Origin of the sequence: Youxingia wuxianensis, assembly GCF_014385085.1 — a bacterium.
Classification (GTDB): Bacteria; Bacillota; Clostridia; order Oscillospirales; family Ruminococcaceae; genus Youxingia; species Youxingia wuxianensis.
In genome coordinates, this window is record NZ_JACRTD010000002.1 from 312,222 (window position 1) to 333,608 (window position 21,387).

The 21,387-nt window shown below is 46.6% G+C and carries 20 protein-coding genes; 7 read left to right on the forward strand and 13 right to left on the reverse strand.

Annotated elements, in window-relative coordinates:
- The first annotated feature begins 39 nt into the window (after positions 1-39).
- A complete protein-coding gene (locus tag H8705_RS03790; RefSeq protein ID WP_262394523.1) occupies positions 40-1,245 on the forward strand; it encodes an aspartate kinase in 1,206 nt (401 codons plus the stop codon).
- A gap of 60 nt (positions 1,246-1,305) precedes the next feature.
- Here H8705_RS03790 and H8705_RS03795 read toward each other — a convergent pair whose 3' ends face one another.
- Positions 1,306-2,625 (reverse strand): FMN-binding protein, encoded by a 1,320-nt coding sequence (locus H8705_RS03795; protein ID WP_262394524.1) that lies wholly within the window; start codon positions 2,623-2,625, stop codon positions 1,306-1,308.
- 154 nt (positions 2,626-2,779) lie between these two features.
- Here H8705_RS03795 and H8705_RS03800 point away from each other — a divergent pair, with 154 nt between their 5' ends.
- Both H8705_RS03800 and H8705_RS03805 read left to right on the forward strand, forming a co-directional pair.
- Entirely contained in the window at positions 2,780-4,150 is a 1,371-nt protein-coding gene (locus tag H8705_RS03800) for a sodium-dependent transporter (protein ID WP_262394525.1), read from the forward strand.
- Positions 4,151-4,262: 112 nt separating this feature from the next.
- Entirely contained in the window at positions 4,263-5,288 is a 1,026-nt protein-coding gene (locus tag H8705_RS03805; RefSeq protein WP_262394526.1) for a sugar-transfer associated ATP-grasp domain-containing protein, read from the forward strand.
- 17 nt (positions 5,289-5,305) lie between these two features.
- Here H8705_RS03805 and H8705_RS03810 read toward each other — a convergent pair whose 3' ends face one another.
- The 8 genes from H8705_RS03810 to H8705_RS03845 all read right to left on the reverse strand — a co-directional run bounded on the left by H8705_RS03810 (position 5,306) and on the right by H8705_RS03845 (position 13,407).
- Positions 5,306-5,866, reverse strand: coding sequence for a VanZ family protein (locus tag H8705_RS03810; protein ID WP_262394527.1), 561 nt, complete (start codon positions 5,864-5,866; stop codon positions 5,306-5,308).
- 16 nt (positions 5,867-5,882) lie between these two features.
- The gene (locus H8705_RS03815) at positions 5,883-6,677 is read right to left on the reverse strand and encodes an ABC transporter ATP-binding protein (protein ID WP_262394528.1); all 795 of its coding nucleotides are present in this window, start codon (positions 6,675-6,677) and stop codon (positions 5,883-5,885) included.
- On the reverse strand, positions 6,670-7,566 hold the full coding sequence (locus H8705_RS03820; protein ID WP_262394529.1) for an ABC transporter permease: 897 nt from the start codon (positions 7,564-7,566) through the stop codon (positions 6,670-6,672). The genes H8705_RS03815 and H8705_RS03820 overlap by 8 nt, the downstream gene beginning before the upstream one ends.
- A 65-nt stretch (positions 7,567-7,631) precedes the next feature.
- Positions 7,632-8,684 carry an ABC transporter substrate-binding protein gene (locus H8705_RS03825; protein ID WP_262394530.1) on the reverse strand — a complete coding sequence of 351 codons (1,053 nt, stop codon included), beginning with the start codon at positions 8,682-8,684 and terminating at the stop codon, positions 7,632-7,634.
- Positions 8,685-9,152: 468 nt separating this feature from the next.
- Positions 9,153-10,241: a chorismate synthase gene (aroC, locus tag H8705_RS03830; RefSeq protein WP_262394531.1), complete on the reverse strand. Its 1,089-nt coding sequence runs from the start codon at positions 10,239-10,241 to the stop codon at positions 9,153-9,155.
- Positions 10,231-11,490, reverse strand: a complete 1,260-nt coding sequence (aroA, locus tag H8705_RS03835) for a 3-phosphoshikimate 1-carboxyvinyltransferase (RefSeq protein ID WP_262394532.1) — start codon at positions 11,488-11,490, stop codon at positions 10,231-10,233. The genes aroC and aroA overlap by 11 nt, the downstream gene beginning before the upstream one ends.
- Positions 11,483-12,547, reverse strand: coding sequence for a 3-dehydroquinate synthase (gene aroB, locus H8705_RS03840; protein ID WP_262394533.1), 1,065 nt, complete (start codon positions 12,545-12,547; stop codon positions 11,483-11,485). Before aroB ends, aroA begins: the two co-directional genes overlap by 8 nt.
- Positions 12,544-13,407 carry a prephenate dehydrogenase gene (locus H8705_RS03845; protein WP_262394534.1) on the reverse strand — a complete coding sequence of 288 codons (864 nt, stop codon included), beginning with the start codon at positions 13,405-13,407 and terminating at the stop codon, positions 12,544-12,546. Before H8705_RS03845 ends, aroB begins: the two co-directional genes overlap by 4 nt.
- Positions 13,408-13,645: 238 nt before the next feature.
- Between H8705_RS03845 and trxB the strand changes: the two genes are divergently transcribed.
- A complete protein-coding gene (gene trxB / locus H8705_RS03850) occupies positions 13,646-14,566 on the forward strand; it encodes a thioredoxin-disulfide reductase (RefSeq protein WP_262394535.1) in 921 nt (306 codons plus the stop codon).
- Positions 14,567-14,624: 58 nt separating this feature from the next.
- Here the strand turns inward: trxB and H8705_RS03855 are convergent, their stop codons facing one another.
- The 4 genes from H8705_RS03855 to H8705_RS03870 form a co-directional block, all read right to left on the reverse strand.
- Positions 14,625-15,542: a GNAT family N-acetyltransferase gene (locus tag H8705_RS03855; RefSeq protein WP_262394536.1), complete on the reverse strand. Its 918-nt coding sequence runs from the start codon at positions 15,540-15,542 to the stop codon at positions 14,625-14,627.
- Between the two features lie 28 nt (positions 15,543-15,570).
- Positions 15,571-16,503, reverse strand: a complete 933-nt coding sequence (locus tag H8705_RS03860; RefSeq protein WP_262394537.1) for a transketolase family protein — start codon at positions 16,501-16,503, stop codon at positions 15,571-15,573.
- Positions 16,503-17,330, reverse strand: a complete 828-nt coding sequence (locus H8705_RS03865; protein ID WP_262394538.1) for a transketolase — start codon at positions 17,328-17,330, stop codon at positions 16,503-16,505. The genes H8705_RS03860 and H8705_RS03865 overlap by 1 nt, the downstream gene beginning before the upstream one ends.
- 139 nt (positions 17,331-17,469) lie before the next feature.
- A complete protein-coding gene (locus tag H8705_RS03870; RefSeq protein ID WP_262394539.1) occupies positions 17,470-18,951 on the reverse strand; it encodes an FGGY-family carbohydrate kinase in 1,482 nt (493 codons plus the stop codon).
- Between the two features lie 202 nt (positions 18,952-19,153).
- Between H8705_RS03870 and H8705_RS03875 the strand changes: the two genes are divergently transcribed.
- From H8705_RS03875 to H8705_RS03885, 3 genes are all read left to right on the forward strand, one after another.
- Complete coding sequence (locus H8705_RS03875) at positions 19,154-19,858, forward strand: cyclase family protein (protein WP_262394540.1); 705 nt, start codon at positions 19,154-19,156, stop codon at positions 19,856-19,858.
- Positions 19,859-19,954: 96 nt separating this feature from the next.
- Positions 19,955-20,710 carry a polysaccharide deacetylase family protein gene (locus tag H8705_RS03880; RefSeq protein ID WP_262394541.1) on the forward strand — a complete coding sequence of 252 codons (756 nt, stop codon included), beginning with the start codon at positions 19,955-19,957 and terminating at the stop codon, positions 20,708-20,710.
- A gap of 163 nt (positions 20,711-20,873) precedes the next feature.
- Positions 20,874-21,368, forward strand: coding sequence for a hypothetical protein (locus tag H8705_RS03885; protein WP_262394542.1), 495 nt, complete (start codon positions 20,874-20,876; stop codon positions 21,366-21,368).
- Positions 21,369-21,387: the final 19 nt, after the last annotated feature.

Genomic DNA, 21,387 nt, shown 5'->3' on the forward strand with positions numbered 1-21,387 from the left:
CGATATCAACAGATAAAAGTAATCTTGGAGGTTTAGGGCATGAATTTAGTAGTACAAAAATTCGGCGGTACCTCAGTAGCCAATGCAGAACGGCTGTTTAATGTTGCCCAGATTGTAACTGATACATATCAGAAGGGCAATAATGTAGTTGTGGTTGTTTCTGCACAGGGAGATACTACCGATGATTTAATCACAAAAGCGGGGGAGATTAATCCGAACCCGTCCAAAAGAGAAATGGATGTACTGCTTTCCACCGGAGAGCAAATTTCTATGTCGCTGTTAGCGATGGCGATCGAACGGATGGGATTTCCAGTAATTTCTCTTACCGGATGGCAGGCGGGATTCTTAACTGATTCCACCCATGGAAGTTCCCGTATCCGCAGAATCAATAAAGAGCGTATTGACAACGAGCTATCCAAACGCAATATCGTGATTGTAGCGGGGTTTCAAGGGATCAACCGCTACGATGATATCACCACTCTAGGCCGGGGCGGCTCGGATACCAGCGCCGTGGCGCTGGCGGCGGTGCTGCATGCGGATCTGTGCCAGATTTATACAGATGTAGACGGAGTATACACTGCGGACCCAAGATTGGTAAAGAATGCTAAAAAACTAGATGAAATCACTTATGACGAAATGCTGGAACTTGCGTCTTTAGGCGCCCAGGTACTGCATAACCGGTCGGTAGAAATGGCCAAAAAATACAATGTAAACCTGGAAGTGCTCTCCAGCCTTACAAGAAATCCTGGCACAAAGATTAAGGAGGTTGTTAAAGTGGAAAAAATGCTTATCAGAGGTGTAGCAAGGGACAATGATGTGGCCCGTATTTCAATCTTGGGGGTCCCGGATCAGCCAGGTATCGCTTTTAAAATCTTCTCTCAGCTAGCGGCAAAAAAAGTAAATGTAGATATTATCCTTCAGTCCATTGGCCGGGATAATACTAAAGATATCAGCTTTACCGTATCCCGCTCCCACAAACAGTTGGCTCTTGATCTGATGAATGAAATCAATGAGAATATCGGCGGAAAGGGTATCATCTGTGACGACAACATTTCCAAGGTTTCCATTGTGGGTGCCGGTATGGCAACCAATCCAGGTGTTGCCAGCAAAATGTTTGAAGCGCTTACAGAGGCGAATGTCAATATTCAGATGATCAGCACCAGTGAAATTAAAATTTCTGTTTTGATTGAGCTGGCAGATTCAGAAAAAGCAGTTAACGCGATTCATGCTGCGTTTGAAGTGTAAGCATGATAATAAGATAATAAAAGCTCCCGAAAGATACATCTTTCGGGAGCTTTTTCTCATTTACTGTGCCAAGGAAGAAGTGGAAGCGTCCGCAGAAGAACTGCTGCTGGAAGAGGAAGGCGCTTCCACCTGTACCCGCTCTACCTCAAGGATGCTGTCTGTATCGCCAGCGGTAGCGGCGGTAGCCAGCAGCTCGCCTAGAAGAAGCTTAAAGCTGTTGGAGGAAACGGTGGCGCCGGTGATATTATCTACCTTAGTCACATCTCCATCCGCTTTTCCCCAGCTGTCTATTAAGTCCTTGGTATATTGTTTGGGATTGGTTCCAGTTTTTTCGGTCATTTTAGTTTCCAGATCTGCATCTTGGGATTTAAATCTATTTTCATCCTCCTGGTGGAAAGCGTCAAACTGCTTGATAGTAACCGCGCCGTCCTCCACCTGGATAACGATATATTCTTTCCAGCCATTTTCATCAAAATCTTTGAACTGGGCGCGGTATTCGCCGTCCACATATTGGTTAACGATAATATCCTTTTCGCCGCCGCTCATCATAGAGGCAAACAGGGGGCCCATCAGCTTTTTAAACGCTTTGGTCGCCGGCGCGCCGCCAGTAGGAGTTACGATACCGTCCAGCGAGTAACCGGCGTTTTTAAAGCTATCCACAATAGCCGGATAATAGGTAGCAGGGGCTGCCGCTACGCCTTCAGCATTAAGTTCCGCATCCAGGGTAATCAGCTGGGTTTCATCTTTTTCACTCACAGCGTTATATTCAATTGAAACAAATTCATCGTTGGCCACAGAGAGTTTTACATAAGCTCTCCAGCCCTGGGGATTAAAGTCTGGCATACATGCCAAATAATCTCCATCCGCATAACGAGTGGAAAAGCTTATCGGCTGTGTATTTCCGGTCTTAGCGTTTTCCAGAATATCGGACATCATACGGATAAAACGGTAGGTATGTTCCTCCTGACCTTCTATCGGTTTGAGCTTTGTAATATCTTTGTCCGCCTCTTCAAAAGCTTTGGTAATAGAATGTGTAAATTCCGCCTGTGTTTCTTGTGGTTGGGAATCTTGGTCGGAGGAAGCGTCAGAGGACACGGCGCTCTGCGCGGTATCCGCCTCAGAGGAAGCTGGCTCCGATTTATAAGAATAACTCTTAATTTCGATTACGTCGTTTACGATCTGTACCGTCAGGCTTTCCATATTTCCATCCTGAGCTGGAATGGTAAACTGCGCTTCATAAGTACCATCCTGATACACATAAACCGGTTCAGGCTCCGGCTCTGGTTCTGGAACGACTGGTTCCGGTTCCTGGGGAGTACAAGCCGCCAATAAACTAAGTACAAGGGACAGGATAAGTATGATGGAAACGGACTTTTTCATCTATCAAATAACCTCCGGAAAATATAGAGTAATAAGATGCGCATTAACTATAAAATTATATCATTGGCAATGGATAAAGTCAATTAGGACGCATTTTTTATAAAGAAAAGTGGAAAAGTAATACTATCATTTTTAACAGCGGGGGAAGATGGATATGCAGCCAAAACATAGGGGACAATGGGCGACTAATTTAGGGTTTATTTTAGCGGCGGCAGGTTCTGCGGTAGGGCTAGGGAATATTTGGAAATTTCCAGGAAAGGTCGGAGAAAACGGCGGGGCCGCGTTTATTATCGTTTACCTTGCGATTGTCCTTATATTGGGATATACAGTAATGCTGACGGAGTTAACCGTAGGGCGCGCTACCCAGAAAAATACCGTAGGCGCATTCCGGCAGCTAGATCGCCGATTTACCTGGATCGGCGTCTTAGGAGTCATTACCGGATTTTTTGTCCTGTCTTATTATAGCGTAGTAGGCGGATGGGTCATGAAGTATATAGTTACCTATCTCACCGGCGGGGACTTCGGGCTGAGCCACGAGGGATATTTTAATCAGTTTATCGCCAAAATTGGGGAACCGGTAGGCTGGCATTTACTGTTTATGGCTATTGTGGTACTGGTAGTGTTAAAAGGGGTTTCCGGTGGGATCGAAAAGGTAGGAAAGGTATTTATGCCCGCTTTGTTCCTTTTTTTAATCCTTATCGCCATACGTTCTCTCACCCTGGATGGGGCGCAGGAAGGGATACGTTTTTTGCTGCGCCCGGATTTTTCCAGCCTGGGGGTAAAAGGGTTTGCCGCCGCATTGGGACAGGCATTTTTTTCTTTATCCCTGGGAATGGGAGTTATGTGCACCTATGGCTCTTATCTGCCCAAAAACGAAAATCTTTCCAAAAGCGCATTAATTATTTGTGGACTGGATAGTTTGGTAGCACTCATTTCCGCCGCTGCGATTATTCCGGCAGTATTCTCTACCGGCGCGGATTTGGGAATGGGCAGCGGATTTGCTTTTATTTCCCTGCCGGGGATTTTTGAAAAAATGCCCGCTGGATATTTTTTTGGCCTTTTGTTTTTTATTATGTTGTTTTTTGCGGCGCTCACTTCGGCTATTTCCATTTTGGAAGGAACCGTGGCTTTTATCAGTGAGGAATTTAGGATAAAACGCGCTACTGCCGCCATTGCAAGCGCAGCGGCTATGGCTTTGGCAGGAATAGGATACTCCCTGGCAAGCGGCGCGGTGAACCTGCGGGCGCCTTGGTTTGATTTTGTAAACGGCTGGCATATGATCTCTCTGGCCACTTGGATGGAACTGCTCACCGACAATCTGCTCATGCCTTTGGGAGGACTGGCGTTCTGTATATTCGCTGGGTGGATGTGGGGAGTAAAAAATGCAGTAGCGGAAGTGGAGCAGGGAGGAAAATTTAAATTCTATTTAAAAACAATGTTTTCTGTGTCACTGAAATATATTTGTCCGGCAGCGATTGTGATTATACTATTTTTTACTGTAGGATTGGGAATTGGGCTTAGCTGAAAAAGAAGAAACCGGCTGGATTTTCCAGCCGGTTTTTTCAAATGATAGCTGTTGAAAAATGTCGGTTTTTAAGGTATACTTAGGTGAATCAAACTTGGAAATGAGTGTTTTTATGCCGAATATAAAATATGTGCTGCAGCGGATAACACAGATGGATTATAAATCTATGATAGATACCGCCAAGAAAGTACACATGCGTTCTGGGAAAAATACCATGAGTATCTTTTTTGATATGATAAAATGTGGGTTCCAGTATCAGGCTGGGTATATGGACTATTGGGTTTTCGAATTTGAAACCCTAACTCCCGCTCAGCGGGCGACTTATATCACTCGGGGACAGAATAACCGGTATGTGCGGTTGTTAAATAAAAAAGAAAGCTGGTACAAAATTTCTGATAAAGTAAATTTTTTAAAAATATTTGACGGATATCATGGACGGGACTGGATGGATCTTAGGGAACATACCCCGCAGGAATTTGAGGTATTTTGTCAGCAGCATTCTAAAATTGTAGCAAAACTACTGGACGGCAGCTGCGGCCGGGGGATTGAGTTTTTTGAAACAGGGGATAAAAGCAAGATTGTAGGTCTTTATGATATGCTTTTGGCCGGGAAACGTTACCTAGTGGAAGAATACCTTACCCAGCATGAACAGATTAATAAGCTGTATCCTATGGCGGTGAATACTATCCGTCTGGTGACGATAAAAAACGGCGATACGGTGCATTTGGTATTTGCCTGTATCCGAATAGGCAACGGGAAAGAAGTGGATAATCTTAACAGCGGGGGTATGGCGGCCCTGATTGACATGGAAACAGGAAAGATCAGCACGCCTGCGGCTGATAAAAATGGTAAAGCTTATGATATCCATCCTTTGACCAAAGTAAAACTAATAGGATATCCGCTGCCCTTTTTTCAAGAGGGGGTGGAGCTGGTAAAAAAAGCCGCCCTTTTGATCCCGGATTTGGCTTATGTAGGCTGGGACGTGGCCGTCACTCCTACCGGGCCGGTTCTGATTGAAGCCAATGAGTTTCCAGGCCATGATCTATATCAGTTCCAGGTTCAGCTGGGCCCGGATAAGATCGGATTAATGCCCCGGTTTGATAAAGCCTGCGAAGGGTTAGCGCCGGTCAATGAATAATAAAAAACGGACAGCAATTATTTGCTGTCCGTTTTTACTATTTTACTATATGCTGTCCGCCAAAAAGGCCAGCCTGCGGCGGCGCCCAGTGCATTGAGCAGAATATCGTCTACATCGCTTATTCCCGTGACAAATGTCCATTGGAGAATTTCTAAGCAGAGGGAGCAGCATACGGCGAACACAAGAAAGACAAAAAATTTTCGAAGATAGGGCAGAAGCGCAGGCGCCAGCGCACCAAAGGGGACAAACCAGATCATATTTCCCACCACGTGGTACAAAAATGGCCAAAGACCGTTTTTTACTTCTGCCAGGGTAGTTTTTAAAGGAATAAACTGAATGGAGCTCAAAGAATGCGCTCTCTCCCAAAAGGAAAAAAAGGAAGTAAAATCCCGGATTACAATAATTTGTACAAGAGCCGCGATATAACATACAAACACCAGCTCCAAACAAAACCGCCGGTTGAGGAAATTTAGCTTGCCTGTGTTTACCACAAGTTCCTTGAAAAACCATAGTATACCAATACACAAAGCAAAGGCCATTGCCCGTCCGGTATACAAGAGGATCCCCTGAAGACCCATACGATCCGTTCTCCCCTCAGTTTAACAGCATCCGGTCATTATCCATTTCTTTTTTACTTCTAACTTTAAACAATGCCAGAAGCTTTTCAACGGTCATCTGGCTACGTTCTTCCCCTTGAACATCAAGAATAATCCTGCCTTCATCCATCATAATCGTTCGGGTACCGCATACCAGCGATTGGCTCATATTATGGGTGATCATCATGGTGGTAATCTTGTCCCGCCGGACAATTTTTTGGGTTAAATCCAGTACTTTTTCTGCCGTAGCCGGATCCAAAGCGGCGGTATGTTCATCCAGCAAAAGGAGCTTTGGAGTGACAATAGTAGCCATCATCAGGGTAACCGCCTGCCGCTGACCGCCGGAAAGAAGCCCCATCTTTGTTTTTAAACGGTCCTCCAAACCGAGATTTAATTCCGCCAAATGATCTTTAAAGAATTTCTCATCTTTTTTATTGATTCCCAGACTGAACCCTTTTTTAATTCCTCTCAGATAGGCCATTGCCAGATTTTCTTCGATGGTCATGTTGGGTGCGGTACCTTTCAGCGGATCCTGAAACAGTCTTCCTATTTCCCGGGCGCGCCGGAAATCCCGCATAAAGGTGATGTCTTTTCCATCCAGCTCAATTTTACCGCTATCCAAAAGGAAAGCGCCGGTGATGGCGTTAAATAGGGTGGATTTTCCCGCCCCGTTGCCGCCGATAATAGTGACAAAATCTCCATTGTTCAAATGAAGACTTAAATCGATCAGGGCCTTGCGCTCGTTAATAGTAGAAGGATGAAAAGTTTTGCTTACATGGGTAAGTTTAAGCATTCTTCGCACCTTCCTTTCTCAATTTGTGCAGTTTATACTGGTCGATTACTACCGGATAGGAGATAGCCAAAGTTACTACGACGGCGGAGATGAGCTTTAGGTCGGAAGCGGCCAGTCCCCGCGCTAGAACAAAGGCGATAACCACACGATAAACGATGGCGCCCAGTACGACGGAAATGATGTTGCGAGGGACCGAAGGCCGCCCAAACAGTACTTCGCCGATAATCAGGGAAGCCAGCCCGATAACTACCATACCAATTCCCGTAGAGGCGTCTGCAAACATCTGATACTGGGCAAGCAGAGCGCCGCCCATGCCTACCAAGGCATTTGCCAGACCAAGACCGATAAATTTCATTCGGTCGGTATTAATGGAAGAGGAACGGACCATGTCTTCATTGTCGCCGGTAGCGCGGATACAAAGGCCGGTTTGGGTGCGGAAAAACAAGATTAAGAAAATGATTGCCCCCAAGATAAAGCAAAAAGCGGCGACCATTTTGCCGTAAGGTCCCATTATTTCAGAAGCTTTTGAAAAAATATTTGGTGTGTTAAGAAGAGAAACCATCGCTTTGTTGCCCATCACATGAAGATTGATAGAATACAGGGCGGTCATGGAGAGGATTCCGGCCAAAATTGGTTGAATATGCAGCTTTGTCTGTAAAAAGGCGGTAAGCAATCCTGCGAACCAGCCTGCCGCAATGGCAAGAACAATGCCTAATATTGGATGCCCTCCCATGGTCAACACGGCGGAAACCGCCGCCCCCAAGGTAAAGCTGCTGTCTACCGTCAGATCGGGAATATCCAACACACGGTAGGAGACAAACAGCCCCAGAGCCATCAAAGCGTAGATTAGCCCCAATTCTACCGCTCCTTGTAACGCGATTAAACTCATGGTACAACTCCTCCAAATAAAACGTTAAATCGTGGGGACAGAAATTTTGTCCCCACGATAGATAGTTATTCTACGATAGTGGCGGAAGAAAGAACATCCTCTGGAAGGGTAACGCCAATAGCTTCCGCCGTGGTTTTATTAATTACCGTACCGAAATTGGTCAAGGTTTCTACCGGAATTTCAGAGATGGGGGTGCCTTCTAATACCTTGACCGCCATCTGTGCGGTCTGTTGACCAAGTACGGTGTAATCGATACCGACAGTGGCGAAACCGCCGTCGATTACCATGGAATCAGCACCGGTATAAACCGGAAGTTTTGCCTGACGGGCAACGTCTGCTAATACGGACATAGCAGTTGCGACAGTGTTATCAATAGGGGTAAAGATCGCTTCACACTTGCCCACCAGAGACTGGGCGGCCTGCTGCACTTCATTTACATTGGTAACCGTAGCCTCCGTATAAGCGATTCCATTGGCGTCGCAGTACTCTTTGGCATCCTCGATCACTGAGAGAGAATTGGTTTCGCCCATATTATAAATAAAACCAACAGTGTTCACGTCTGGGGTAAGCTGTTTCATTAGTCCAAAAATCTGATCTACCGGGATCGCGTCCGAAGTTCCGGTAATTATGCCCTCCGGCTGTTCCGGGCTGGCAACTAGCTTTGCCGCTACCGGATCGGTAACTGCAGAGAACACCAAGGGAATATTGGGCGCGGCGGCGGCAGCCGCTTGGGCGGTAGGGGTAGCGATGGCTACAATCAAGTCTTTTTCATCCCCGGCAAACTTTTGACAGATAGAATTCAAGTTGGACTGATCCGCCTGAGCGTTGGCATATTCGAAATCTACTTTGTCCGGGCCATATCCCAGCTTTTCCATCTCCGCCATGAAAGATTCACGGATTTGGTCCAGAGAAGTATGCTCCATAATCTGAGCAACGCCTACATGGAACTGTATGTCGCCGTCATTCTTTTCAGGTTCATTTTCCGAAGCTTCACTGGTATCGGAGGAAGGCGCCGCATCAGAGGAAGGCGCCGGGGTGTCCGTATTTGCGGAAGCGCATCCGGCAAACAGGGAAAGGGTTAAAACCAAAGTCAACATAATAGTTACTACTTTTTTCATGATCATCGTACTCCTTCAAGCTCATATAAAAATGTATTTGAGAACCCAAAGTTCTCTTTTTATATGTTGGAATGGCACCGTGCCGTAATGTTTTTGTTTGTCCGGACAAACAAAAACACCTGTCCTCTTACAAGGACAGGTGTAAAACCTGCGGTACCACCTTGATTGATACAAATTTATGTATCCACCTCATCAGAGTGCCAACACACCCCTTGCTCTGTAACGTAAGCCCACGTCGTAAGATACTAAGCATCCGCGCTGTTCATTACGCCCTCAGGAGTCCATTTGTCCGATCCGCTTTCTATCAGGTTCTCAGCAACCCCGACTCTCTGTAAGCGCGCTGTCGGTTTTATCTCTCCGTCATCGGTTTATGGAAAATATTAAACCACAAAAGATACAGTTTGTCAACACCCTTTTTTCAAAGAATATCTGATGGTATTTTATGCAGAACTATTTTCAAAGGTGACATTAAATTTTCCCCTGCCCCAGCATACTTTCAAGCAGCGCCAGCGCCACAGCCGCCTCAACTACAGGAACCGCCCGGACAACTACGCAAGGATCATGGCGCCCGTGTATAGTAAGCTCTTCCTGGGTCATATTGACAAAATCTACGGAATGCTGCATTTGGGAGATGGACGGAGTGGGTTTGAAGGCTACGCGTAAAATAATCGGCATCCCAGAGGAAATCCCGCCCAAAATACCGCCGTGGTTATTGGTTTTCGTTTGTATTTTCCCGTCATGCAGAACAAAACTGTCGTTATTTTGAGAACCTTTTAACGAGGACGCCTCAAATCCCAACCCGAATTCAATTCCTTTCACCGCAGGGATTCCAAACATCAAAGAAGCAATTACATTTTCCAACCCGTCGAACATGGGAGAACCAATTCCCGCGGGAAATCCGGTTACGGCACATTCTACCACGCCGCCTACGGAATCCAGTTCCAATCGGGCGGCTTCAATGGCGTCAGACATTTTTTCTCCTGCCTTTTGACTGATGGTAGGAAAAGGCTTGGCGCCAACCTCCCGCAGCAGCTCGCCAGTTACGGTTACTGGATCGAAAGGGGTATCCGAAATTCCGGTCGCAGAATAAATATGGGCCCCTACCGTAATTTCGCGGCGGGAAAGTATCTGTTTTGCCACACCTCCTGCGAAAGTAAGCGGGGCGGTTAGTCTGCCGGAAAAGTGCCCGCCGCCGCGGATGTCGTTAAAGCCGCCGTAACGAACATAACCGGTAAAATCCGCATGTCCGGGACGGGCGACGGTAGCGATATTGCTATAATCCGCCGAATGGGTGTCGTTATTTCGAATCACCGCCGCCAAAGGCGTGCCAGTGGTATGCTGCCTCCAGTAACCGGAAAGGATTGTGGGAGCGTCGGTTTCTCTGCGGGGGGTGCTTGCGCGATGAGCGCCGGGGGCCCGCCGTTTCATAAAGGCGAGCAGCTCGTCCATATCAATTGTTTCCCCGCAGGGCAGGCCGTCTATAACGACTCCGATCCCTTCTCCGTGGGATTCGCCAAAAATAGAAATTTTCAAATTTTTTCCCCAGTTAGATGACATCGAAATTGCCTCCCAACATTTTAAACTGCTTGAAGAAATCCGGATAAGATTTGCTGATAGCGCTATAGCCATGAATGATTACCGGCTCCTTGCAGCTGACAGCGGCAACCGCGGCGCTCATTACGATACGGTGATCATTAAAACCGTCTACCTGACCTCCGGTAAGGCCCCCTTGACCATAGATAACCAAGCGGTCGGGAAATTCCTGCACTCTCCCGCCTAAATTGCGAAGCAATTCGGCGGTAGAAAACAGCCGATCGCTTTCTTTGATACGAAGACGGGCGGCATTGATAATTTGCGTTTCTTCATGGGAAAAAGCGGCAGTGACTGCTAAAATAGGAATCAGATCCGGGATAGGCCCTGCGTCGATCACACAGCCGCTCAGAGAAGAAGCCGCCGCCGTGATCATGTCTCCGCTGAGATGTACGCCGGCTCCCATCTCCTGTAAAATTTTAAGGACGGCCTTATCCCCCTGTATGGAGTTAGAATCCAAACCGCGGATGGTGATTGCTCCGTTAATCGCTCCGGCACAAAGCCAAAAAGCCCCATTGGAATAATCTGTCTCCACCATTTTTTCTCCGGGAAGATAAATTTGACCTCCGGGGATATGATAGCCGTTCTCCAGCACTGTGATTTGAATACCAGACTTTTTCAGTTCATTTAAGGTCATATCCACATATCCCGCCGACTGCAGAGGGGTAGTCAAGCGGATTTCACTGTCCTCTTTCAGCAGGGGCAAAGCAAACAGAAGCCCGCTGACAAATTGAGAACTAATATTTCCGGGAAGAGTAAATACGCCGCCTTTTAACTGCCCGCTGATAGTAAAGGGGAGTCTGGAGGAAGAAAAAGTAATCCCATGCTCTTTCAAGCTGTCGGTGAGAATATCGATTGGGCGCTCAGGAAGCCGGCCTTCTCCGGAAAACTGAGCGGTAATTCCAAGGGCGGCTGCAATGGGTAAAACAAACCGCAGAGTAGAGCCGCTTTCCCGGCAAGAAAGCTGCGCGGGGGAGTTGGGAGTGAGGATACCGGTTATGTTTACGCCGCCGTCAAATTCTTTTATCTCCGCTCCCATTTCCTCCATCCCCTGGATGGTAGCGGAGATATCCTGTGACATGGTGAGAGGGCGGACAATGCTTTCGCCTTTGGCCAGCGCCCCACAGATCAGCGCCCGATGAGCAGCCGATTTGCTGGGGGGAGCCTGTACCGTTCCTCGCAGGGAAGAAGGATATATCTTTATCGTATCACTCATATAACCCACCGCCTGCAAAAGAAGAAAGATTTTCCGCTTCTATCGGGTAAAGAGCATATTCCCCAATTCTTTTTAACACACACAGAGTGATTTTAGAACCCGCCCGCTTTTTATCCCCCATACAGTTTTCACAAAGGATATCCAGAGGAATTGGATAGGTGCAAGGAAGATGGTAATTATTTAAACAGCGGATAAGGCGGACGCTGGTCCCCGCCGGAGTAATACCGGCGTTTTCACAGGCTTTCGCCATCATGACCATGCCAATGGCCACACCTTTTCCATGGGAAAGAGAAAAATTAGAGTACTTTTCGATAGCATGGCCAAAGGTATGTCCAAAGTTAAGGCATTGACGCTGGCCTTGATCGCGCTCGTCCTGTTCCACCACTTGTTTTTTTAGCTCAATGCACCGGCAGATGACATGGTCCTGATATTGCTCTAACCGGTTATTTTCCAAAATACCAAATAGTTTTTCATCCAATATAGCGCCGTATTTGACCGCCTCTGCGATGCCGTCTGCATAAGTTTCCGCCGGCAGGGTTGTCAGAGTCAGCGGGTCGCACACCACTAATACAGGCTGCCAGAAAGCCCCAATCAGATTTTTTCCCTGGGGAATATCCACCCCAGTTTTACCTCCTACGGAAGAATCAATCATCGCCAAAAAAGTGGTGGGGATTTGAATAAAGTCAATCCCCCGCAGGTAGGTAGCGGCGGCAAAGCCCGCAAGATCTCCTACCACACCGCCACCCAGGGCGATGATTACATCAGTGCGGGTAATTTGGTGCTCGCACAAAAACGAATAAACATCGTGAACTACAGACAAATTTTTTGAGGCCTCTCCATGGGGAAATACAAATTTACAAACCTGATACCCCCCATCGCGAAGAGCGCACATCACTTTAGCGGAATAGAGCATATCTACGGTATCGTCGGTAATGATGGCAAAAGAAGGCTTTCGCTTTGCGTATACCTCATAAATTAGCTGAGGAAGATGATCCAAAAGTCCCTCTTCCACTTTGATCATATAAGGCCGGCCGGTATTTATTTCAATGGTCTTCATTTATCCAGTCCCTCCTTAATTTCGCTTCCTTTGGCAAGAAGCGTATATAAACTGTCATAATTATTGGTGGAGATGGCCTGTTTATATTCTAAAAGATGGGCAACAATCGTATCAATTTCCTCTGTCAGATAATCTTTGTTCTCTAAAAAAAGTTCAGTCCACATATTGGGGTTAAGTTTTGCTACCCGGGTGAGATCCTTATAGCTTCCGGCGCTAAACCCGTTGTGCGCCAAAGCCCGAGGGCTTTTAATATAGCTGCTGGAAACTACATGGGCCAGCTGTGAAGTAAAAGCAATCATACTGTCATGGCTTTCCGGGGTAGTCCGGTTCACCGTTTTAAACCGGATATCGGCAAATAAACCGATCAACAAATCCAATACCCATACTGGAGTTTGATCCGAAGGGGTAATAATCATGCTGGCGCCCCGGAACAGATCCCCGTCGGTATCCTGAAATCCCCAGCTTTCTTTTCCCGCCATAGGATGACCGCCCACATAAATAAAATGATTTTCCTCAGCAAGCGGAGACAGCTCCTTCACGACATACCGTTTAATGCCGCACAGATCCATCACAATGGCGTTTTCTTTTAGCCTGTTGGAATGGGCTTTGACAAACTCTACCGCTTTCTGGGGGTACAGGGCAATAAAAACCAAATCGCACATGGAGAAATCCCCATCTTCAATGGAAAAATCAATCGCTCCGGCGTTAAAAGCGGCTTGAATGGTATCTGGGTCGATATCACAGCCATAAACATTATGTGAAGTATATTTTTTCAGCGCTTTACTCAAGGAACCGCCAATCAACCCTAAGCCTACTACGCCAATATTTAAAATTTGTTCTTTTTTTAAATCCACTAACATCCTTTTCCAATCCTTCACAATCCAAAATTTGTATCATTAATCATACGGCGCTGCTTTGTTTACCGGCCTTATCCACAGGATGGTACGGCACAGATAGCGTATTATTTATTATAGCAAAAAAATATCCTACAGAAAAGGGAAGAAATTACTACAAAATAGGGCAAACTAATTGCAAAAATTAGGATAATAGGGTAAAATAAGAAAAAGACTTGTTTGGTATACTTTAGGAGGCATAAAAATGTATGATGTAATTATTATTGGCGCGGGACCTGCCGGACTAACGGCGGCGATTTATGTCCAGCGCGCGGGACTGCGCTCTTTAGTATTAGAAGAATATGTCTATGGCGGGCAGATGGCCAGCACTCCGGAAATTGAAAATTACCCGGCAGTTGGTAAAATCAGCGGGGTAGAATTGGGAATGAATTTATACAATCAAGCGATCGAACAGGGGGCGCAGGTAGAGTTTGACGGGGTGGCTTGCGTCTCCCTGACGGAAAAGACAAAAACGGTGACTACCGCTACAGGCAAAACCTACACCTCCAAAGCGGTGATCATTGCGAACGGCGCCAAACGCCGTAAGCTGGATATTCCAGGAGAAGACGAGCTGGCAGGCAGGGGCGTATCCTACTGTGCGACTTGTGACGGCGCTTTTTATAAAGATAAGATTACCGCAGTAGTAGGCGGGGGAAATACTGCGGTGGAGGATGCTTTATTTTTGGCCAATACCTGTAGGGAAGTGCATATTATCCACCGCCGGGATCAGTTTAGGGCGGGGAAAGTATTGGTAGACGCCCTGTCTCAAAAGGATAATATCATCCTGCATATGGACACTGTACCAGTGGAAATTTTGCCTGAGGAAGGCGCGCAGAAAGTGGGAGCCTTTACTATTCAGAATGTAAAGACCCAGGAGAAGCAAACTTTACTGCTTCAGGGGGTATTTGTGGCGATTGGACTTAATCCGGACAATCAACTTTTTAAAGGGCAGGTAGGATTGGATCCAGCCGGCTATATTTCTGCGGGGGAGGACTGCAAAACAAATCTGCCGGGAGTATTTGCCGCGGGGGACACCCGCACCAAATCCCTGCGGCAGATTGTAACTGCCGCCGGAGACGGAGCGGTGGCCGCGTTTGAAGCGGGGAATTATATTAATTCCCTGTGAAATGAACTAAAACAGCCGGGGAAACCAATGGTTTCCCCGGCTGTTTATTTAGTTTAGTTTATTTTATAGGGGCCTTCAGCATCTGATAGTATTCCAGCCATTCATATCCGCGTTTTTCGAAATATTCCTGCCCTTTTTTGTCCTCCCAAACCAACTCCAATCGATACAGATTGGTAACGTCGGCATAAAAGTTTTCGAAATAATCGATAAATCCGCTTCCTAAGCCCATACCGCGGTATTCTGGAAGAATATACAGCTCGTCAAGGTTGTGCATAATGCCGCCGACCTCGTTGGCGCAGAGAATGGAAACCAACGCATAACCGGCAGCTTTCCCATCTTTGAGGATCATAAAACCATCAATAAGGGGATTGCCTTTCATAATTTCTGAAAAGGTGTTTTTAAAATGAGAAGAGGGAGTATCGCTTTCAATAATATCGGTGGCATGATACTGTGCCGCCATTTTATAGAAATCCTGTTCGTCCTGCTTCTGCATGGGGCGGGCAAGATTTTTATCATAAGTGTTTAATACCGTATCGTGACGATGTTTTACAATCTGACGATAATGGATTTTGTGGTAACCTAAGCGGGAATAAAGTTTATAGAGACGGTCGTGGGTATCTTCCACTTCCAGACGGTAGAAAGCGGATTTGTCCTTATACCGCTCTTCGCAAAAGGCGATGTAGCTGCTTCCCAGGCCGCGGCTGCGGAACTGGGGTTTAATATAAATTTCATCCCAGGTAGATAGCACGCCGCCCGCTTCGTTAGAGTAAGTAAAATGGACCAGCCCGTATCCGGCAACTTCCCCGTCACATTCAATAATGAAACCATCTTTGTACGGACTGTTGTCCATAATCCGATGGAACGTACGGACAAAATATTCCTCCGGAGTTGCGCTGGCAACAGCGTCTGAGGAGTGGAAATCATGTGCCATTGCTAGAAATTCTTCTTTGTCTGCCTGCGTGAAAGGTCGTATCATTTTTTTCCTCCATTCTTTCTTTGCCTTTTTATACTGAAAGCATTTCTTCAACCGCTTTTACAATACCGTTTGTTTCAATTCCGTAGTATTCAAACAGCTGTGCTTGGGTACCCGCCTGAATATGTTCGTCAGGCAGGCCCAGGATTTTTAGCGGAACCGGACAGTTTACCGCGGTTACTTCGGCTACCGCTCCGCCCAGGCCGCCATAAATGCAATGTTCCTCCACAGTGATGATTTTCCCAGTTTCTTTTGCTGCCCGGAGAATGGCGTCTTTGTCAATCGGCTTGATAGTGTGCATATCCAATACACGCACGGCAACGCCCTTAGATTCTAAAGCCTTCGCCGCCTGCAGGGCGTAATAAACCGTGTCGCCGCAGGCAATAACAGTAATATCGTTTCCTTCATGCAGAAGATTAGCTTTGCCGATCTGAAAGGATTCTTCCCCAGTATAAACATCCGGGACAGGTCCTCGTCCAACGCGGACATAAACCCCGCCTTTTTGCAGGGAAAGCTCTTTTACCAGCCATCTCATGTAAATAGAATCCGCCGGCAGAATTACAGTCAGTCCATTTAAGGCGCGCATAACAGCGATGTCATGGATGGCGTGATGGGAAGAGCCCAGCGCGCCATAGGCCAAACCGCCGCTAATTCCCACTAATTTTACATTCATGCCGGAGTATCCCACGTCCACTTTTACCTGCTCCAGACTGCGGGCGCTTAAAAAAGGGGCAGGGGAACAGACAAACGGAATTTTGCCGCAGCTGGCAAGCCCGGCGGCCACCCCCACTTCATTTTGCTCAGCGATTCCCACCTCCACAAACTGTTGGGGAAGTTCCTTGACAAATTCCTCCAAGGCAGCGGACCCGCGAGCGTCTGCAGTTACAGCCAGGATATCTCGATTTTCTTTGCCCAGAGAAATCAATGTTTCACAGAGGGCTTTTCTGCATGGATACGAACCCATTATTTCAACTCCTTTGCCTGGAAAGCTAACTCTGCCGTAGCTTTTTCATATTGTTCCTGATTGGGAATAGCATGATGCCAAGGGGGATTATTCTCCATAAAGGAGATACCCTTTCCTTTTACCGTATTCATAAATAACAGCTTCGGCTGGCCGGTTACCTTATCCAGTTCTGCAAAGGCGTCCAGCAGCTCCTGCATGTTGTTTCCATCCACTTCCCGCACATAAAATCCAAAATCCTGCCATTTCTTTTTCAGCGGTTCCAGGCGCAAAACATCTTCTGTGCATCCGCTGATCTGAAGTCGGTTGCGGTCCAGGATGGCATACAGATTATCTAGTTTATGGCTGGCGGCAAACATAGCCGCCTCCCATACGCTTCCTTCATTGATCTCCCCGTCTCCCATAAGTACAAATACTCGATAATCCTTATGATCCAGCTTGCCCGCTTTTGCCATACCGCAGCCGCAGCTAAGCCCATGACCCAAAGCGCCGGTATTCATTTCAATGCCGGGAACATCCCGGTTTGGATGTCCGATCAGACGGGTGCCAAACTGGCAAAAAGTTTTTAGTTCTTCCTTGGGAAAAAAGCCGCAGTCGGCCAAAGCATATAGGTAACCTTCAATACAGTGGCCTTTGCTTAAAATAAAGCGGTCCCGGTCGGCAAGCGCGGGGTTTTTAGGATCATACCGCATGATCTCATAAAACAAAGCTGTAATTACATCAGCGCTGGAAAGGGTGCCGCCGATATGTCCGGCGCCGGCGCGGTAAATGATGTCCAAAGCGCCCTTGCGGACCTCCACAGCCTTTTTTTGCAGCTCCTTCACATTCATTACTGATCCTCCTAGCAAATAAGGGTAATTTTCTTATATTTATTAGTTTAACAGATATCAAAAGAAAAAGAAAGGTTAAAAGGTGCTATTTATTTACGATTATTTTTGTTTATTTTTATTTTACTTTCAAATATTAAGTTTATCTGCAAATTGCTTGTCTTACCGCGGCTTCCCAGCCGGAAACTAATTTTTTACGCGTTTGCGCTTCCATTTGGGGAAGGAAAGTGTCCGGACTTTGCTGAAGGCGGCGGATCTGATCGTAATTTTGGTAAACTCCGGTAGTCAGCCCGGCAATACAGGCGGCGCCAAAAGCCGAACTATCTTCTTGCTGGCTACGGATCAAAGGGATATTTAAAATATCCGCCTGAAACTGCATTAATAAGGAGTTTTTTGTAACGCCTCCGTCTGCCAGAAGCTGCGCAATGCGGCAGCCGGACTTTTCACTCATGGCGCAGGCGAAATCTCGGATTTGATATGCGGCGCTTTCCAATGCGGCCCGGACGATATGAGACTTAGTAGTACTGCGGCTCATCCCAGTCAGAATAGTGCGGGCCTCAGGGTAAGGGAGAGGGGCGTTAATTCCGTTAAAGGCAGGAACCAGGTATACGCCGCCGTTATTATCTACCTTTCTGGCCTGCGCTTCTGATGAAGCGGCGTCCGAAAGCATCTGCAAGTCGTTTACCAGCCATTGGATCACATCTCCCACATACATAGCGGTACCTTCCCATAAATACGCAGTTTCTCCATTTTTCATTTTCCAGCCTACCGCCGGCAAGACAGACGGCGGGGGCGGGCTGGCGCAGTCGCCCACATTCATCAGAATGGAAGCGCCGGTTCCGTAAGTAACCTTTACGCTTCCCTTCTCAAATCCCCCCTGGGCAAACAGAGCAGCGGCGCTGTCCCCGATGACCCCGGTAATCGGCACCTCAGGAAGCCCTGGCACCTGCAACAGACCGAAGTCGCCGTCCGTAGCTTTTAATTGGGGAAGAATGTTTTCGGGGATGGAAAAATACGCTAACAGCTCTTTATCCCAGCAGAGGGTTTGCATATTCAGCAGCTGGGTATAGCCGGCGTTGCCATAATCGCTGGCATGTACTCTACCGCCGGTGAACCGGTAAATAAGGTAACTTTCGATGGTTCCAAAAAGCACGTCGCCCGCTTGTGCTTTCTGCCGCAGCCCAGGGATATTTTCCAGCATCCAGCAGAGCTTGGCGGCCACCAGATAGCCTTGAGGAGGGGACATAGTTTTTTGTTTGATCGTTTCCGCTTGCTGAGGGGAAAGACGCTTAACAATTTCCTCTCCCCGGTTGCACTGCCACCCGATAATGTGATAGACGGGAATGCCGGTTTTTTTATCCCACACAACAAAAGCGTCCGTTTGGGTGGTAATGGATAAGGCGGCGATTTGGGCAGGATCCACGCCTGTCTCAGAGAGCGCCTGGTGTAAAGCGCCGCAGGCCAATTGGTAAATCTCTTCGCCGTCCTGCTCCACCCATCCGTCTTTCGGGTAGTACTGTTTATGTACGGCGGTAATCTTTTTCAGGCAGGAACCATCCTCACCAAAGAGAAAAACTTTTGTACTTTGGGTGCTTTGATCTATCGAGAGAATATAGTTACGCATAATTCCTCCTGCTTCCCTTAAAATTTAAAAGAATGTTTTTATCTATTATAAAATTATTATTATAATTATGCAACAAAAATTTTCTAAAATTTAATATTTTTTTGTTTTAGAAAGTAAAACTCGTTGACATTGGTTATTTTTAATGGTATATTTGTAATAGTATAAGCGATTAAGTTTATAAAACTTAAGAAACGGGGAGAAAATGATGAAATTTAAAAAAGAACAAATCGTAGAACTCAGCCATCCGCTTATAAACAACAAGGAACATTTTACATATGTAGCCAAACCGGAGGATATCAGCCTCATGCGTCGGGACTATTGGTATTTGGAATGTACCGCTACGTTGTGCGCTCATGCGGGTACCCATGTGGAAGTGCCCTATCATCATATGATCGACGGGATGGACTGTATGGCGTTTCCGGTAGAGCGTCTGATCGGCGAAGCGATTGTTATCAACTGTTTGGGGAAAAAGGCCGGTGATCCCATCACTTTGCAGGATGTGAAAAAGGCGGAAGGCCGAATTGAAAAAGGCGATATGATTTTCCTGTACTGCGGCTTTGATAAATATTTTAGAACCGACGATTGGGAGCCCTATCCCTATATTACCCCCGAAGCGCTGGAATGGATGCTTTCCTATGAGCCTAAATGTATCGGTACGGACGCCTCCGGTGTGGAAGTGCCCGGTGTTCTCAATGGGGAACCGATCCATGTGACCTGCTTTAAAAAAGGGGTAGCGATTATTGAATCTATGACCAACCTAGGCGCAATCGAAAATGAAAGAACGACCGCCTTTGTTTTAGCTCTTCCTATGCAGGGGATGGATGCTTCCCCTGTGCGTATTGTGGCCATTCGCGACTGGGACGCCCCAAAAGCCCAGAATAAATCGGAAAAAGAGAAAAAAGCATAATATATATAAATAAGTATACGCCCTTGGAAGTGAACTTCCAAGGGCGTACTGTTTTTCTCCATTGATCCATACATATATAAATGAGGTGAAGGGGAAATGTACACAGTATTATCCAGGAGAGTAACCACGCTGCTTACCTTGCTGTTAGGTCTGACAATGATTGCGGGAATTGCGGCGATGGGAAAGACGGCGGCGGTTTCCGCCTCCATGCGGGAGCTGCCGATTTATTCGGTGGATACCAAGGAAAATGTAATGGCCTTGGGGATTAACTGCGCTTGGGACGACGGGGATATTGAGAGTATTTTAGACACGCTGGAAAAAGCGCAGGTAAAGGCTACCTTTTTTATGGTAGGGGAGTGGTGCGATAAATATCCCCAGAGCGTAAAAAAAATTGCGGCGGCGGGACATGAGATTGGAAGTCATTCGGACAGCCACGCGGATATGACCAAATTATCCAAGGAAGAGATTATCCAGGAGTTGGACGCATCCGGAGAAAAGATAGAGGCGCTTACTGGAAAAAAGCCGACGCTGCTGCGCTGCCCGTCAGGGGCGTATAATAATCTGGCGGTGGCTACGGCGCGGGAAGAGGGATGGGAAGTAATACAATGGGATGTGGATACACGGGACTGGAAAGGGCTGAGCGAAGAGGAGATTATAAATAATGTAACTAAACACTTGCAAAAGGGCAGTATCGCCTTGCTGCACAGCGGGGCAAAAAATACTGCCCAAGCATTACCCCAGCTGATAGAGGAGATAAAAAATCGAGGGTTCCAGATAAAATTAGTAAGTGAGATTATTTATAAAGGAAGCTATATTCTGGATCATACGGGAAGGCAATTTGAAAAAAAATAAAGTACGGGCCGGAGAGAAAATTTACTTTCCGGCCTATTTTTATGGGAAATGTAGAAAATACATGAAAATCTTTGGTCACAAAATGTCGCATAAATTGGATTTTGTTACTGATGTGTGACTGACATATGGCATAATGTGGACAAATAGAAGGGAGGATCTGACCTTGGGATTGAGAAACTCTCCGGCGGTCTCCAGTAACGCAACTAGGACGTTGGTTTGTGTTGATAGGTTTGAAGATTTCGAAATCTCGGGACGGCTTTATAATCTCTATGTAAAAGAAACGATAAAATTTTTCAGCATATTAGATATGGCTGAGAAAATGGAGTCCCTGTTTAATACCCTATCATTCCCACAATCTTCTGTAAACTTCCGCAGTTTTCAGGGAAAGAAAGAGAAACCGCGTAGTTTGCCGATGGATAAAGAAATGAGGCATTGTATGGATAATATAGTCTTCCAAGAAGAGCAGGGGGAAAAATCTACATTTATTGTTCAGGTTCAGTTCCGGCAGAATGCTACCTGGCAGGGAACAATTACCTGGACGGAAGAAAAAAAGACCCAGCATTTCCGAAGCACTTTGGAACTTATCAAACTTATGAACGATGCGTTGTCAGACGAAAATGAAGAACGACTTGTAGGCTGGGAAACAACGGCCCAGTAAATTTAAAAAGAGGAGTATG